The organism is Bradyrhizobium macuxiense (genome assembly GCF_001542415.1).
GTDB lineage: Bacteria > Pseudomonadota > Alphaproteobacteria > Rhizobiales > Xanthobacteraceae > Bradyrhizobium > Bradyrhizobium macuxiense.
Genome location: NZ_LNCU01000072.1, coordinates 128,571 through 144,319 on the forward strand (window position 1 = coordinate 128,571; position 15,749 = coordinate 144,319).

Below are 15,749 nucleotides of genomic sequence, written 5' to 3' on the forward strand. Positions count from 1 at the left end.
CCGCAAGCCGCAGCGGATTGACGCCGTCGAGGCTCGGCTTCTCGCCGCTGCCACCGCCCATCAGGCCGATGGAGAGGAACTGGTTCAACTCCGTCAACGAGCGCAGCAGCGCGATGCGCGGATCGAAGTGGGCGCCGGACCCGAACTCGATATTTTCCTGTCCGTTCTGCATCCAGTGCACGATTGCGACATAGGTGGGGACGCCGAGATCGCTGGTGATGTCGAGCACCCAGAGCCGGCGACCGGACTCCTCGAGCTGGTTCTTGAGATCGCGGACATAGGAGTCGTCGAACTGGTCGAGGTCGACGCCCGCCCGTTGCGATCGGTTGTACCACCAGATCGCGTAGGCATCGCGCTCCATCAGTTCGAGGAAGCCCTGTACGATCGCTTCCTCGCGCGTATTGCCGGCCGCGCAGCCGTTTGAATCGGCGGCGAAGGGGGCGGGGCCCTCGTAGAAGAAATACAACAGGCTGGTCGGAATGTATTTGAACCGCTTGTCGCGCAGCGACCAGACCGGCGACCACTCGATCCGCTCGGACGGATCGAATGGATCGGGCGCCGGTTGAGTATGGTGTGAATCGTTCTCGTTCGGTATCGCCCGCGTCCGATATTGCTCGTCGCTGAATAGCAGGATGTCGTTGGGACGGATGGCGTCATCAGGCGCGAAGTCGGTGAAGCGCTTTCGCACCCGGATCTCGTCGCCCTGGAAGATGCCTGAATAGCGCTCGATCGCTTCCATCAGCGCGCTGGCTTCGCCCTGTTCGGCGGTGCTGCCCTTGCCGAAACTGCCGCCGTTCAAGCCCGCGCGAAGCTGGTCGACGTTTTGCGCCGGCGCGGAGAAATTATGCTGGGCGTAGAAATTGGTGTTCATCGGCAGATCGACGTCGATCCGCTCCAGCCGCGTCACCACGCCGGTGAGCGGGCTGACATGCTTCCTGAATCGCTCCACCGTGCTGCGTGACGACACCGTGCGATAGCCGCCGCTGGTCATCACGAGCTTGGCGCCCGGTCCCAACTCGATCGGCTGCGGTGCCCGCCGCGGATTCTGCAGTTTCTTGCTGCCGCAAGTTGGGCATTGCGGGCGCGCCGCGACGTAGTGCCTGGCGATGGTCGAGCCCAGGAGGTCGAGGCTCAGGATGTGATTGCGCAGATCGGTGCGGAAGCCACTGGCAATCGCCTTGGCGATCTCGATCGCCGCAAACTGGACGGCGCTCTGCCCGACCGTTTGCTGCGCAAGCGGCGACATGGCAACAGGCCGCGCAGCGCTACGATCGAGGAATCCCTTGACCTCGCGGTTGCGGATCATCCGATCGAACAGGCAGGTCCAGCACGCGCGTTCGCCCGCCTTGAACACGGGCCCGACCAGCGGAAATGCGCCGGACGGCTGCACCAGCAACCAGGGCGACTTGCCGGACGCGCGCTCCAGGTTGGGTTCGGCGAGCCGACGATCGAGATAATCGTTGACCAGTGTGACCGTGAGGTCGGGCGACGTCTTGACGATGCGGACGCCCAGATACTGCAGCGCCTTGCTCAATTCGGCGCCGCCCTTGACGTCGATTGCTTCAAGCCGAACGCGGCAATTTTGAAGATTCTGCTCGACGACCGCGGCGGGCAGCCCGAGGCTCGCCCAAAACCCCGCCACGGCGTTGCCGGGAGCCGACGGCTTCGGAATCACATAGCGGCGATCAAGCAGGCGCTTGATGGCCTCATTGACCTTGTCGGGCGGAAACTTGCGTCCGAGATCGACGACGAGTTTGGTGGCGCTGCAACCGTTTGTGCCGATCATCGACGCCAGCGCGCAATAGAGCTCGCCGTGAAGAAAGAATTTTCGGTCTTCGGAATAGAGGCAGACGACGTCGGGAGGCAGCAGGTAGGCGGTGAAATTCGGAGCGAACTGCAGGACGTCCTTGTTGGCCTGCTGCGTGGATTTTCTGGGCAAGGAATCGTTCCTGTGGAGCTGGCGGGCCGAGTATTCGAGCCGAGTATCTGTGCCAAGAATTTGACGGTGCGCGGCGCTGATCTCACCATTCATGTGCCGCGCCGCGAGACGACATCGAGACGGCATGAATTTGGACAACATGAATTGGCCGGGTCGACGTGTGTCGAACCCGGCCATGACGAACGATGTGTGTCAACGCAATGCCGTCTGGATCAGCAGAGGCGGCACGCGCCCCACGACAGGCAGCAGCCGCCACCGCATCCCCAACAACCGCCGCAGCGGCAACCACGGCAACCGCGGCATCCGCGGCAGCCACCACATCCGCGGCAGCCGCCGCATCCGCGCGCGACCTGAACGCCGCTCCCGAGATCTTCCTTGTCGAAGAGGTGGAACGTTGCCAAGCTGACGTCAGCGATTTCTTCGTCGTTCAGCGTGATGGCATGCGTCGGCGTGTAGCTTGAGGTCTTCGGCGCGTCCGCTGTCGGTACTGCTGATGCGGATGCACTTCCCACCAGTGAGAGAGTCAATCCGGCCGCACCCAACGCGGGCACGGCGGCCTTAGTCACGCGCTGCCGCTTGGGGGCTTGCTTCACCCGTGGCATGATCGCATCCTCCATTCCTAACGAAACTGTTCTCGAGTCCACCCCGGACATTTGTACGCTTCACGATCTGAGCATGCAAGATGTGCTGCGCATGCGCGCGATGCAGCAGCGCGCGCGATTCATTTCCGGTTCATGTTGATGAACGTGATCAGTAACTTGTGTTATCACACACGCCGCATCGTCCAGCACAATTCCAGGGCACGCAAGCAGCCCGTGTTGCACTGCGATTGCCCCGGAGACGGAACGAGGAATCGGAATGGAGGATGATGGGACGAGCTTCGCCTGGTACGAGCTTCTGACCACGGACGTGGCAGGCGCGAGCACGTTTTACGGGAGCGTGTTGCATTGGGAAACAAAGGACGTTTCCACACCCGAACTCTCCTACAAACTGTTCATCTCGAACGAGGCCTCGCGAAGCGGTCTGATGGAGCTGCCGGAAGAGGGCAGACGCCATGGCGCGACGCCGAGATGGATCGGTTACGTCCATGTCCGAGACGTCGACGCTGCCGTCCACCGGCTTCAAGAACTTGGCGGTGCCATCTATGTGCCGCCGACCAGCACCAATATCGGCCGTGTCTCGATCGTCGCCGATCCGCAGCGGGCGACGTTTGGACTGGTGAGCGGCTTGACGATTGCTCCGCCGCCGGTCGCTGACCTTGATGCGCTTGGGCAAGTCGGCTGGCACGAACTGCTCGCGGCCGACTGGCGCAGGGCCTTCGGTTTCTACAGCACGGTGTTCGGCTGGCAACCGGTTGACGGCGGCTTCCTGGCCGGCGATCCCTATCAACAATTCTCAACTGGTGGTCGGGCTGCCGGCGGAATCTTCAACAAGCGTCCGCTCGAGCCGATCGCGTTCTGGCTCTATTATTTCAACGTCGACGATCTCGACGCGGCGATGGCTCGAGTGAAGGCCGGCGGCGGACGAGTCTACGAGGGGCCGCTTGAGTTGCCGGACGGGAGCTGGATCGCCCGTTGCCTCGATCCGCAGGGCGCGACGTTCGCGATCGAGGGATTGCGAACGCCCGACAATATCGCGAAGGCGCCGGCCGCCGAATTTCGCTGGACCGCCAACTGGGACGAGTTCTCGTCACAGGGCAGGTGGCGGAGTGACAAGCCGGGCGGCAAGCGGCGGCCGCCGGGCAAGTGAGGCTGACAAGTCAGTCGGTCGTGATCAGCCGGCCTTGGCAGGCGCCGGCGGCTTGGCCGNNTTGAGCGGCTTGTCCTGCCGTTTCGACCAGGAGATGTAGTAGGCCACGATCGTCATGATCGCGATGCCGGAGATGCTGACGAAGATCTGCGCGAACAGCGAGCCGGAGCTCATCGAGAGCTCGAAGTGTCCAACGAAGGACAGGAACACACCGACGCAAAACACCGCGAGCGATTGCTGGCCGCACACGATGAGCGGGTCGAACACCTTCCACTCGAGCGCCGACCAGTCCTTCGGGATGAAGCGGATCACCAGCACCACGATCACCGCGAAGTGGATGAAGCGATAGGGCGCGAGGTTGGTCTTGTCGTTCGGGTTGAAGGCCGAATAGAGCCAGTCCGGGAACATCGCGCCGAATTCGGGGAAGCGACCGGCCATGGTCATGATCAGCCCGAAGATCAGATAGGCGACGCAGAACCACAGTGTATAGGGCGAGTTGATGATGTGCATGTTCTTGCGTGCGCCGCCGAGCGCGCACCATGATCCGAACACGAACAGCACCTGCCAGCAGAACGGATTGAAGTACCAGGTCCCGGCCGGGTAGGCCGGCAGGTTCCAGCCCATGTGCCGCGACACCAGCCACAGCGCCAGCGAGGCCAGCATGGTCCAGTTCGGCTGCCGCAGCATGAACCACAACACCGGTGGGAACAGGCCCATCAGCACGATGTAGAGCGGCAGCACGTCGAGGTTGACCGGCTTGAACTTCAGGAACAGGCCCTGCCGCAGCGTCTCGGTCGCATTGTCGACGAGGCCCGCGACGTTGAACTCGTTGATCATCTCGGAATCGCCGAAGCGCAGCGCGAGATAGCTGATCGAGGCGATGTAGATCACGAACAGGATGATGTGGGCGACATAGAGCTGCCAGACGCGCTTGGTCAGCCGCGTGGCGCCGACGATGAAGCCCCGCTCCAGCATCATGCGGGCATAGACGAAGGATGCCGTATAGCCGGAGATGAACACGAAGAGATCGGCGGCGTCGCTGAACCCGTAGTTCCGCGTCGTGATCCAGTTCACGACGTTGTCGGGGATGTGATCGAGATAGATCGCCCAGTTCGCGATTCCGCGGAACAGGTCGAGCCGGAGGTCACGTCCTTTTTCGGGGAGACTGGCGTGGATTTCCATGGGCCGCTTCTTCGAGGTGATGCGTTCGGGAAGACCGCGCCGCGGGCCGCGGGAAGCCCCCGAAGCCCAGATTGTCACAGCGCGGTAGAATGACTATACCGGTCCGGCGAAGGTAACATCCGAGGTAGGGAATCACCGATCACATCGCTGAACGGTGCCACTATACTATCACGGCGGTTTCCTCCAATCGCTTCCATGTCGCTTATCCCACGGGGCCGGACGATCCATGACCGCACGCATTTTTAAGCCCGCCAAAAACGCGATGCAATCGGGACGTGCCAAGGCCCAGGAATGGCAACTGGACTACGAGCCGGAGCAGCCGCGCACCGTGGAGCCGCTGATGGGCTGGACCTCGTCCGGCGACATGAAGCAGCAGCTCACGCTCCGGTTCGAGACCAAGGAGGAGGCGGTGGCCTATTGCGAACGCAAGGGCATCGCCTATCAGGTGATCGAACCGCAGGCTTCGGCGCATCGCCAGATCGCGTACGCCGACAATTTCGCGTTTCGCCGCTGGGAGCCCTGGACCCACTAGGGTGGGCACCCGCCGAGCGGGCCCGGTGATCAGGTCGCCGGGCTTGGCACCGGCAGGCTGCCGAGAATCGGCAGCGGCGCGTCCTTGGAGACACCGAGCACCGGAAAGCTTCTGATTTTGCGAACATTCGGCAGGCCTGCGAACTGCAGGAGCTGCTGGCGCATGTCATTGACGTCAAGCGCGACGCATTTGAGCATGAAATCGGCGTCGCCTGAGATCCGCCAGCACTGCAGGAACCGCGGCACCGCCGCGACCGCGGCCTCAAACGCCTCGATCGCCGAAAGCATCTGGTTGTCGAGCTGGATCAGGACGAAGGTCGTCACCTCGTAGCCCAGCATCCGCTCGTTGAGGGTCGCGCGGACCGCTTGGATCACACCCCGGCTGCGCAGCGCCCTGACCCGGCGCAGGCAGGGTGGGCCGGTGATACCGACGCGCGCGGCGAGCTCGTTGATCCTGATCCGGCCGTCCTGCTGCAGTTCGGACAGAATCCTGAGGTCGATGTCATCGAACTGTTGGCGTTCCGTCACGGGCGCTCACCGGCCAGGGCGCTGTGGGGGCGGTTGCTGGCCTCGCGCACCTCGCCCGTTGCGGTCTGTGCCGCGCCGACGCCCGACAGCACCAGCTTCTCATGGGCCGCGAGGATCGCCTCCTTGGTCAACCGGCCTCCGGGGCGGTACCAGCTGCACGGCCCGGTCAGCAGCGCGAGGATTGCAAAGGTTGCGATCTGGATGTCGACGACCTCGAAGGCGCCTTCGGCCACCCCGTCGGCGAGGATCTGGGTCAGCCGCCCCTCATAGGCGCCGCGGAGCGCCACGACGACCTCGTAGTTCTTGGGCTCGAGGCTGCGCAGTTCGGAGTTGGCGATGAAGGTCTCGCGTTTCCGCGTCATGTGATAGCTGACGTGAAAGCCGACGAAGATGCGCAGCTTCTCGACTGGATCGGTCTTGCCCTCGAGCGCGAGGTCGAGCTGGCGCAGCAAATCGTTGATATGGTCCTGCACCAGATCGAACAGCAGATCCTGCTTGGTGCTGATATGATTGTAGAGCGAGCCGGCCTGGATACCGACCTCGGCGGCGAGCTGGCGCAGGCTCATCGCCTCGTAGCCATGCTCGTAGATCAGGCGTACGCCGGCCTTGCGGATCGCCTCCAGCGTCTTCGGGCCGTGTGAGCCGATCGTGCGTGCCATCGGAGCCTCGGATGGGTGTTGGCTTGCGGCAGATAACTCGGAAACAAGCGAACGACCGTATGTTTATTGCACAAAATCCTAGCAGATTCAATGCGCTGCCGGGATCATTCGGAAACCATAGCATGACAGCTTGCGAAGCCAATAAAAAAACGTATGATCGTTTAATTGCAAGATGAATCTCTAAGGGAGGGATCATGGCCTCGAACCAGGCGGCAGTGTTCAATTTCGACCTCGGTGAGACCGCGGATGCGATCCGCGAGACGGTGCATGATTTCGCGACCAACGAGATCGCGCCGCGCGCAGCCGAGATCGATCGCTCCAACCAGTTTCCGCGCGACCTCTGGCCGAAGATCGGCGCGCTCGGCCTGCACGGCATCACCGTCGAGGAGGAGTTCGGCGGGTCGGGCCTCGGCTATCTCGAGCATTGCGTCGCGCTGGAGGAGATCTCGCGGGCGTCAGCCTCGGTCGGGCTGTCCTACGGCGCGCATTCCAATCTCTGCGTCAACCAGATCCGCCGCAACGGCAACGAAGCCCAGAAACGCAAATATCTGCCGAAGCTGATCTCGGGCGAGCATGTCGGATCGCTCGCGATGTCGGAGCCCGGCGCCGGCTCCGACGTGGTCTCGATGAAGACCCGCGCCGAGAAGAAGGGCGACCGCTTCGTGCTGAACGGCAACAAGATGTGGATCACCAACGGCCCGGTCGCCGATACGCTGGTGGTCTACGCCAAGACCGATCCGAATGCCGGGCCGCGCGGCATGACCGCCTTCATCATCGAAAAGGGCATGAAGGGATTTTCCACCGCACAGAAGCTCGACAAGCTCGGGATGCGCGGCTCCGACACCTGCGAACTGGTGTTCGAGGATTGCGAGGTGCCGGAGGAGAACGTGCTCAGCGAGGTCGGCCGCGGCGTCCATGTGTTGATGTCCGGGCTCGACTATGAGCGCGCGGTGCTGGCGGCAGGTCCGATCGGCATCATGCAGGCCTGCATGGACGTGGTGCTGCCCTACGTCCACGAGCGCAAGCAGTTCGGCGAACCGATCGGCAGCTTCCAACTGGTGCAGGGCAAGATCGCCGACATGTACACCACGATGAACGCCTCGCGGGCCTATGTCTATGCGGTGGCCAAGGCCTGCGATCGCGGCGAGACCACGCGCGAAGATGCGGCCGGCGCGATCCTCTACGCCGCCGAGAAGGCGACCCAATGCGCGCTGGATGCGATCCAGCTGCTCGGGGGCAACGGCTACATCAACGACTATCCGACCGGCCGGCTGCTGCGGGACGCCAAGCTCTATGAGATCGGCGCCGGCACCAGCGAGATCCGCCGCATGCTGATCGGTCGCGAGCTGTTCGCGAAGACGGTGTAAGCTCGCAGGCCCCATCGCACCGATTGGCGCGATGATCCGGCTTGCGCAAAGTCCTGACGATATCACCAACGAAACGTGCAACACATGCCGCTTCATTCGACGATCGATCCAACGTCTTCCGAATTTGCCCGTAACGCCGAGGTGATGCGGGGCCTCGTCGCGGAGCTCCGCGACAAGCTCAATCAAGTTGCCGGAGGCGGGGGCGAGGCCTCGCGCAAGCGTCACACCTCGCGCGGCAAGATGCTGGCGCGCGATCGCGTCGACCTCCTGATCGACCCCGGCACGGCGTTCCTCGAGCTGTCGCCTTTGGCCGCTAATGGCCTCTATGGTGGCGACGTGCATTCGGCGAGCGTCATCACCGGCGTCGGACGTATTTCAGGGCGCGAATGCATCATCGTCGCCAACGACGCCACCATCAAGGGCGGCACTTACTACCCGATGACGGTGAAGAAGCACCTCCGCGCCCAGGACATCGCGCGGCAGAACAATCTGCCCTGCGTCTACCTGGTGGATTCCGGCGGCGCGTTCCTGCCGCTGCAGGACGAGATCTTTCCCGACGAGCGGCATTTCGGCCGCATCTTCTACAATCAGGCGCAGATGTCGGCGCAGGGCATTCCTCAGATCGCGATCGTGATGGGCTCCTGCACCGCGGGAGGTGCCTATGTGCCGGCGATGTCGGACGAGAGCATCATCGTGCGCAACCAGGGCACGATCTTCCTCGGCGGCCCGCCGCTGGTGAAGGCGGCGACCGGAGAGGTCGTTACCGCCGAAGAGCTTGGCGGCGCTGACGTCCATTCGCGGCAATCGGGCGTGACGGACCACTACGCCCAGAACGATGCCCATGCGATCGGCATCGCTCGCCGAATCGTGGCGACGCTGAAGCAGCCGACGCCCGCGACGCTCAACATGCGTGCGCCGCGCGAGCCGCTGTTTCCGGCGGAGGAAATCTACGGCGTGGTCTCCGCCGACGGCCGCAAGCCGTTCGATGTGCACGACATCATTGCACGGATCGTCGACGGCTCCGAATTCGACGAGTTCAAGAAGCTCTACGGCACCACGCTGATCTGCGGCTTCGCCCATATCTGGGGTTATCCGGTCGGCATCATCGCCAACAACGGCATCCTGTTCAGCGAGAGCTCGCTGAAGGGCGCGCATTTCATCGAGCTGTGCTGCCAGCGTGGCATTCCGCTGGTGTTCCTGCAGAACATCACCGGCTTCATGGTCGGCAGGAAGTACGAGGCCGGCGGCATCGCGCGCGACGGCGCCAAGCTGGTGACTGCGGTGGCGACCGCCGGCGTGCCGAAATTCACCGTCGTGATCGGCGGCTCCTACGGCGCCGGCAATTACGGCATGTGCGGCCGCGCCTACAGCCCGCGCTTCCTCTGGCTCTGGCCCAATGCCCGCATCTCCGTGATGGGCGGCGAGCAGGCCTCGATGGTGCTGAGCCAGGTGCGGCGGGACGGCATCGAGGCCAAGGGCGAGACTTGGTCGGCTGAAGAGGAAGACAAATTCCGTGAGCCGATACGTGCGCAATACGAGAAGCAGGGCAATCCCTATTACGCCACGGCGCGGCTGTGGGACGACGGCGTGATCGATCCCGCCGACACGCGGCTGGTGTTGGGGCTAGGGCTGTCGGCCGCCGCCAATGCGCCGATCAAGCCGACCAAGTTTGGCCTGTTCAGGATGTGACCATGGACCGCTCAAAACTCTACCGGCGCTTCCGCACGCTTCTGATCGCCAACCGTGGCGAGATCGCCTGCCGCGTCATCCGCTCCGCGCGCGCCATGGGGCTGCGCACCGTTGCCGTCTATTCGGAGGCCGACCGCGACGCGACGCATGTCGCGCTGGCTGACGAGGCCGTGCTGCTCGGTCCCGCACGGGCCCGCGACAGCTATCTCAACATCGAACGCGTGATTGCCGCCGCTCGCGAGACCGGCGCTGAGGCGGTTCATCCGGGTTACGGATTCCTCTCGGAGAATGCCGAGTTCGCCCAGGCTTGCCTCGAGGCCGGATTGGTGTTCGTCGGCCCCACCGCCGAGATGATGACGGCGATGGGCTCGAAATCGGGGTCGAAAGCCCTGATGGAGAAGGCGGGCGTGCCGCTGGTGCCGGGCTATCACGGCGAGGTGCAGGACGAGGCGACGCTTGCGGACGCAGCCAACCGGATCGGCTTCCCGGTGCTGGTGAAGGCGTCGGCCGGCGGTGGCGGCCGTGGCATGCGCGTTGTCAATTCAGCGGCCGAGTTGTCGGCTGCAATCGTCAGCGCCAAGCGCGAGGCCAAGGCGGCGTTCGGCGACGACCGCATGCTGATCGAGAAGTACGTCCAGAATCCCCGCCATATCGAGGTGCAGATCATCGGCGACAGCCACGGCAATCTGCTCTCGCTGTGGGAGCGCGAATGCACGCTGCAGCGGCGGCATCAGAAGGTGATCGAGGAGGCGCCGTCGCCGACCTTGAACGACGCACAACGCGATACAGTTTGCGAGGCCGCGCGCAAGGCGGCCGGTGCGGTCAACTATGTCGGTGCCGGCACGATCGAGTTCGTCTCCGACGGCAAGGATGTGTTCTTCATCGAGATGAACACCCGTTTGCAGGTGGAGCATCCCGTCACCGAACTGATCACGGGGGTCGATCTTGTCGAATGGCAACTCCGCGTCGCGTTCGGCGAGGCGCTGCCATTGAAGCAGAACGAGATCAGGCTGAACGGCCATGCCATCGAGGCGCGTGTCTACGCGGAAAATCCGCAGAAGAACTTCATGCCCTCGGTCGGCCGCATCAAGACCTGGCGGACACCGCCGGAAGGCGATGGCCTGCGCATCGATGCCGGGTATCGCAGCGGCGACAGCGTATCGCCGTACTACGACGCCATGCTCGCCAAGGTCATCGCCTGGGCGCCGACGCGGCAGGCCGCGATCGAGAAGCTCAACCGCGGGCTGGAAGAGACCGACGTCCGTGGCATCGTCACCAACATCCCGTTCCTGTCGGCGCTGGTAACGCATCCAGATACGCGGGCCAATGCGATCGATACCGGCTTCATCGAGCGCCAGTTGAAGAACCTGACGGCCGAAAAGGGCGCGGCCGGTGAGTTCGAGCTGTGCGCGGCGGTCGCCGCGATCGTGAACGCGGAGCAGAAGGTCGCGCGCAGCGAGGCGAATTCACCTTGGCAGGCTTTTGGCTGGATGCCGGTTGGTCGCCGCCAGCGCGTGTTCTCGTTCCGGCAAAGCCACGGTCCCGAGCTGCCCATCACGCTGCACTACGGCAGCGGACCCTCGACGCTTTCCGTCGGTGGGCGTGAGCTGACCTTCTCCATCTCATCACCTGACGACGCCGGCTTCGACCTGACGCTCAATGGCGTGAAGTCGCGCATCGCCTCGGTCATCGAGGGCCACGAGCTCTACTTGCGCACCCGCAACGGCCGTTTCGACCTGCACTGGGTTGATCCGTTCGGCGGCGAGAGTGAGGAGCAGGTCGGCGAGGACAAGATCGTCGCTCCCTTGCCGGGCACCGTGGTGGCGCTGCTGGCGGAGGAAGGCGCCATGCTCGAGAAGGGCGCGCCGATCCTGACCTTGGAAGTGATGAAGATGGAGCAGACCCTGCGGGCGCCGTACGCCGGCATCTTGACGAAGCTCAAATGCAAGGTCGGCGATATCGTCGGCGAAGGTGTCGAGCTTGCCGAGGTCGAGGCGGCGGCGTCATGAGCGATCGCGTCAGCATCATCGAGGTCGGCCCACGCGACGGGCTGCAGAACGAGAAGACGCCGATCAGCGTCGCTGACCGTATCGCCTTCGTCGAGCGTCTGATCGACGCCGGCCTGCCGAAGGTCGAGGTCGGCGCGTTCGTGTCACCCAAGGCGGTCCCGCAGATGATGGGATCGGCGGAAGTGCTGCGCGGCGTCAGCCATCTCAGGGGCGAGTTCCATGTGCTGGTGCCGAACGAGAAGGGCTATGAGGCCTCGCAAGCCGCCGGCGCCAAGGTGATCGCAGTGTTCGCGTCGGCCTCCGAAGGCTTCTCTCGCGCCAATATCAACTGCTCGGTCGCTGAATCGATTGAGCGCTTCAAGCCGGTGCTGGCGCGTGCCAAAGCCGACGGCATCAAGGTGCGCGGCTATATCTCCTGCGTGCTCGGCTGCCCCTTCGACGGTGAGGTCGAGCCGCAAGCAGTGGTCAATGTCGCGAGGACGCTGTTCGATCTCGGCTGCTACGAGATCTCGCTCGGCGACACCATCGGCGTCGGCACACCGGTCAAGGCCCGCGAGCTGATGCGGGCGGTCGGCGGTAGCGTTCCCGCTGCCAACCTCGCGATGCATTTCCACGACACCTACGGCCAGGCGCTCGCCAATCTCTATGCCGGCATGGAGGAGGGCGTCCGCGTCATCGATTCCGCGGCTGGCGGCCTCGGCGGCTGCCCCTACGCCCCTGGCGCCACCGGCAACGTCGCGACCGAGGACGTGGTCTATATGCTCGAGGGCATGGGGATCAGGACCGGCGTCGATATGGAGAAGCTGCTGGCTGCGACGAACGAGGTCGCGGCGTTGCTTGGCCGACCGCCGGTGAGCCGTGTCGCCTCAGCACTGAACGCGAAGAAGAAGCGCGCTTCGTAGCGTGGGTCGAGCGCGGCGAAACCCACGGAGGCGATGGGTTTCACTTCGCTCTACCCATCCTGCACGAACCTCATTTGCTCCCGTCCGGCCCCATCACCATATCCGGCAACCAGGTCGAGATCTCCGGGAAGAAGCACAGCAGCAGCACCGCGAACATCATCAGCAGCACGAACGGCAGCGTGCCCCAGATCACCTCGCTCAGGGGGACGTCGGGCGCGACATTGCGGATGACGAAGATGTTCAGGCCGACCGGCGGGTGGATCAGGCCCATCTCCATCACGATGGTCATCACGATGCCGAACCAGATGATGTCGAAATTGGCGGCGCGGAGCGGCGGCAGGATGATCGGCGCGGTCATCAGGATGATCGAGACCGGCGGCAGGAAGAAGCCGAGCACGATCACCATCACCAGGATCGCGAACAACAGCTCCCAGCGCGGCAGATGCATGGCGACGATCGCTTCCGCTGCTGATTGCGAGATGTGCAGGTAGCTCATCACGTAGGAATAGAGCAGCGACATGCCGATGATCAGCATCAGCATGGTGGATTCGCGTATCGTCGATTTCATGATCGGCGACAGGTCGCTCGGCCGCCAGACGCTGTAGATCACCGCGATCAGCGCGAGCGCAAGCAGGCCGCCGAGACCAGCGGTTTCCGACGGCGTCGCATAGCCGCCATAGAGCGCGATCATCACGCCGGTCAGCAGCAGCACAAACGGCATCACGCGGGGCAGCGCGCTGAAGCGTTCGGCCATGGTGAACTCGTCGTGCTGCAGGATCGGAGAGTCCTTGCCGGTGGCGTCATAGGCGGCGCGGGCGGCGGCATATTCTTTCCGGAAGCGAAACACCGCATAGAGGCCGAACAGCGTCACCAGCAAAAGGCCAGGACCGATGCCGGCGAGGAACAGCCGGCCAAGTGATTTTTCGGCAGCGACCGCGAACAGGATCATCGTGATCGAGGGCGGCAGCAGGATGCCGAGCGTGCCACCGGCGGCGATGATGCCCGCCGCGAAGCCGCCGGAATATCCGCGCTTGCGCATCTCCGGGATGCCGGCCGAGCCGATCGCCGAGCAGGTCGCGGGCGAGGAGCCCGCCATCGCCGCGAACAGCGCGCAGGCGAACACGTTGGCGACGCCGAGCCCGCCGGGCACGCGATGCAGCCAGGCATGCAGCGCTGAATAGAGATCCTGGCCGGCGCGCGATTTACCGATCGCCGCGCCCTTCAGGATGAACAGCGGAATCGACAGCAGCGTGATCGAGGCCATCTCCTCGTAGACGTTCTGCGTCACGGTATCGAGCGAGGCCGCCGGCATGTAGATCGCCATGAACACGACCGCGACCGCGCCAAGCGCAAATGCGATGGGCATGCCGGAGAACATCGCAAACAGGGTGGCGAGCCCGTAGGAGACACCAATTCCAAATACGGTCATCGACGAGTGCCAGAGGTCAGCGGGACGATGATCTGCAGCAGGATCTGCACGCAGAGAAGGGTCATGCCCAGCGCCATCAGCCCATAGGGGATTGCGAGCGGCGGCGACCACATCGAATTCGACACCTGGCCGTCGACATAGGCCTCGTGCGCGAGGGTCCAGGACTTCCAGGCGAAGAATGTGCAGAACGCGAAGCTCGCGACATCGACCAGCCACAGCCGGATGCTGTTCGCCCGCGGCGAGAGCAGGCCGACGAATGCCTCGATGCTGACGTGACCGCGCTGGCTCTGCACATGGGCCGACGTCATGAAGGTGGCGCCGACCAGCAGGAACACTGCCGCCTCGTCCTGCCAGTAGTTGGCCATGTGGAACAGGGCGCGCCCGAGCACGCTGTAGCTCAGGATGACGCAGGCCGCGACCAGGGCGATCGCGGCAAACACCACGATGACGGTGTTGCAGATCGACAGCGCGCGCTCCAGCACGGCTACGGGCGAGTTGCCCGCGGCAGCGCTGGTGCTTTCGGCTTGATCCGCGACCGGACCATGCATCATGCGGCGACGTCGCTTGCGAGCTTCAGCAGGTTGGCTGCCGTCGCCGTCTTGGCGCCGTAGTCCTTCCAGGCAGTGTCGCGCGCAATGTCGCGCCACCTGCCGACGACAGCGGCATCGAGCGCGCTGACCTTGGCGCCGGCCTTCTCATAGACCTTGGCGACCTCGGCATCGTCGTCCTGCGCGCCCTTGCGGCCGAACGCTTCGAGCTCGGAGCCGACGGTCAGGATGATGTCCTGCTGGTTCTTCGGCAGCTTGTCGAAGATCGCCTTCGACATCATCAGCGGCTCCAGCATGAACCAGTAGGAGGCGCCGGCGCCCGAGGTCAGCGACTTCGCGACCTCTTCGAGACGGAACGAGATCAGGCTGGTCGAGGAGGTGATGCCGGCATCGCAGGCGCCGGTCTGCATCGCCGCATAGATCTCGTTGGACGGCACCGACAGCACGGCTGCACCAGCGGTCTGCAGCACCATGTCCATCTCGCGCGAACCGCCGCGCACCTTCATGCCCTTGGCGTCTTCCGGCGCCACGATCGCCTTGGAGCGGCTGGCGACGCCGCCGGCCTGCCAGACCCAGGTCAGCAGCAGGATGCCCTTGTCGGCGAGGAAGTCGGTCAGCGCCTTGCCGACCGGCTCCTTCTTCCAGCGCAGCCCCTGATCGTAAGTGGTGACCAGCCCCGGCATCAGGCCGATATTGGTCTCCGGCAACTCGCCGCCGGCATAGGGCATCGGATACAGGCTGATATCCAGCGCGCCCTTGCGCATCGCCGAGAACTGCGCGTTGGTCTTTATCAGCGAGGAGTTCGGATAGACCTCGGCCGCGATCTCGCCGCCCGAGCGCTTCGCCACTTCGGCTGCGAACATCCGGCACAGCCGGTCGCGGAAGTCACCCTTGTCGACAGTACCGCCGGGAAACTGGTGCGAGATCTTCAGCGTGGTCGCAGCATGTGCGGTCCCGATGCCCATCCGCAGGATGGCCGGCGCGGCGATGGCGGATGCGAGGACGTGGCGGCGTGTGAGCATGGTTCTCCCCCTGATGAGCTTCTTGAGTGGCTGGCTAGGCCGATGCCGGGCGCACCATAGCCGGTCTTCTCGTGAATTTTCTCTAGTCTGATAGTTCGAGGCGCCCTGATAGTGCGAGCCGATGTGCGACGGCAAGCGCTGACGTTGCTGCGGCGCACACTGCGGCGCGACGACGCAGCATCGTGGTTCACACCC

Annotated in this window: 12 protein-coding genes and 1 pseudogene; 6 read left to right on the forward strand and 7 right to left on the reverse strand. The window is 64.0% G+C overall.

The features are described from left to right. The coding region (locus tag AS156_RS20820) for a TOMM precursor leader peptide-binding protein (RefSeq protein ID WP_245312992.1) at window positions 1–1,939 on the reverse strand (1,939 nt) is incomplete at its 3' end. 858 nt (window positions 1,940–2,797) lie between these two features. Between AS156_RS20820 and AS156_RS20825 the strand changes: the two genes are divergently transcribed. Beyond that, a complete protein-coding gene (locus AS156_RS20825; RefSeq protein ID WP_066508135.1) occupies window positions 2,798–3,688 on the forward strand; it encodes a VOC family protein in 891 nt (296 codons plus the stop codon). A gap of 61 nt (window positions 3,689–3,749) precedes the next feature. On the opposite strand, the pseudogene AS156_RS20830 reads toward AS156_RS20825, so the two are convergent. Continuing rightward, window positions 3,750–4,870: pseudogene (locus tag AS156_RS20830) on the reverse strand (OpgC domain-containing protein); the annotation flags it as partial. A gap of 226 nt (window positions 4,871–5,096) precedes the next feature. Between AS156_RS20830 and AS156_RS20835 the strand changes: the two are divergent. Next, a complete protein-coding gene (locus AS156_RS20835) occupies window positions 5,097–5,402 on the forward strand; it encodes an ETC complex I subunit (protein ID WP_066508137.1) in 306 nt (101 codons plus the stop codon). A 29-nt stretch (window positions 5,403–5,431) separates the two neighbouring features. On the opposite strand, the gene AS156_RS20840 is transcribed toward AS156_RS20835, so the two are convergent. Together AS156_RS20840 and AS156_RS20845 are read right to left on the reverse strand one after the other, a co-directional pair. Then, window positions 5,432–5,929: an Lrp/AsnC family transcriptional regulator gene (locus AS156_RS20840; protein ID WP_066508139.1), complete on the reverse strand. Its 498-nt coding sequence runs from the start codon at window positions 5,927–5,929 to the stop codon at window positions 5,432–5,434. Continuing rightward, complete coding sequence (locus AS156_RS20845) at window positions 5,926–6,588, reverse strand: TetR/AcrR family transcriptional regulator (RefSeq protein ID WP_066508141.1); 663 nt, start codon at window positions 6,586–6,588, stop codon at window positions 5,926–5,928. Before AS156_RS20845 ends, AS156_RS20840 begins: the two co-directional genes overlap by 4 nt. A 194-nt stretch (window positions 6,589–6,782) precedes the next feature. On the opposite strand from AS156_RS20845, the gene AS156_RS20850 reads away from it, so the two are divergent. The 4 genes from AS156_RS20850 (at window position 6,783) to AS156_RS20865 (ending at window position 12,555) form a co-directional block, all read left to right on the forward strand. Further along, window positions 6,783–7,955 carry an isovaleryl-CoA dehydrogenase gene (locus tag AS156_RS20850; RefSeq protein ID WP_066508142.1) on the forward strand — a complete coding sequence of 391 codons (1,173 nt, stop codon included), beginning with the start codon at window positions 6,783–6,785 and terminating at the stop codon, window positions 7,953–7,955. Window positions 7,956–8,039: 84 nt separating this feature from the next. Then, window positions 8,040–9,644, forward strand: a complete 1,605-nt coding sequence (locus AS156_RS20855) for a carboxyl transferase domain-containing protein (protein WP_066508143.1) — start codon at window positions 8,040–8,042, stop codon at window positions 9,642–9,644. 2 nt (window positions 9,645–9,646) lie between these two features. Next, window positions 9,647–11,653 (forward strand): acetyl/propionyl/methylcrotonyl-CoA carboxylase subunit alpha, encoded by a 2,007-nt coding sequence (locus AS156_RS20860; protein WP_066508146.1) that lies wholly within the window; start codon window positions 9,647–9,649, stop codon window positions 11,651–11,653. Further along, window positions 11,650–12,555 (forward strand): hydroxymethylglutaryl-CoA lyase, encoded by a 906-nt coding sequence (locus tag AS156_RS20865; RefSeq protein WP_066508147.1) that lies wholly within the window; start codon window positions 11,650–11,652, stop codon window positions 12,553–12,555. Before AS156_RS20860 ends, AS156_RS20865 begins: the two co-directional genes overlap by 4 nt. Window positions 12,556–12,625: 70 nt before the next feature. On the opposite strand, the gene AS156_RS20870 is transcribed toward AS156_RS20865, so the two are convergent. Genes AS156_RS20870 through AS156_RS20880 form a run of 3 tightly spaced genes read right to left on the reverse strand, consistent with a single transcriptional unit; the run spans window position 12,626 to window position 15,554 of the window. Further along, window positions 12,626–13,984 carry a TRAP transporter large permease gene (locus tag AS156_RS20870; protein ID WP_066508149.1) on the reverse strand — a complete coding sequence of 453 codons (1,359 nt, stop codon included), beginning with the start codon at window positions 13,982–13,984 and terminating at the stop codon, window positions 12,626–12,628. Then, window positions 13,981–14,535, reverse strand: a complete 555-nt coding sequence (locus tag AS156_RS20875; protein ID WP_136626343.1) for a TRAP transporter small permease — start codon at window positions 14,533–14,535, stop codon at window positions 13,981–13,983. The genes AS156_RS20870 and AS156_RS20875 overlap by 4 nt, the downstream gene beginning before the upstream one ends. Further along, window positions 14,532–15,554 carry a TRAP transporter substrate-binding protein gene (locus tag AS156_RS20880; protein ID WP_066508151.1) on the reverse strand — a complete coding sequence of 341 codons (1,023 nt, stop codon included), beginning with the start codon at window positions 15,552–15,554 and terminating at the stop codon, window positions 14,532–14,534. The genes AS156_RS20875 and AS156_RS20880 overlap by 4 nt, the downstream gene beginning before the upstream one ends. Between the last annotated feature and the right edge of the window lie 195 nt (window positions 15,555–15,749).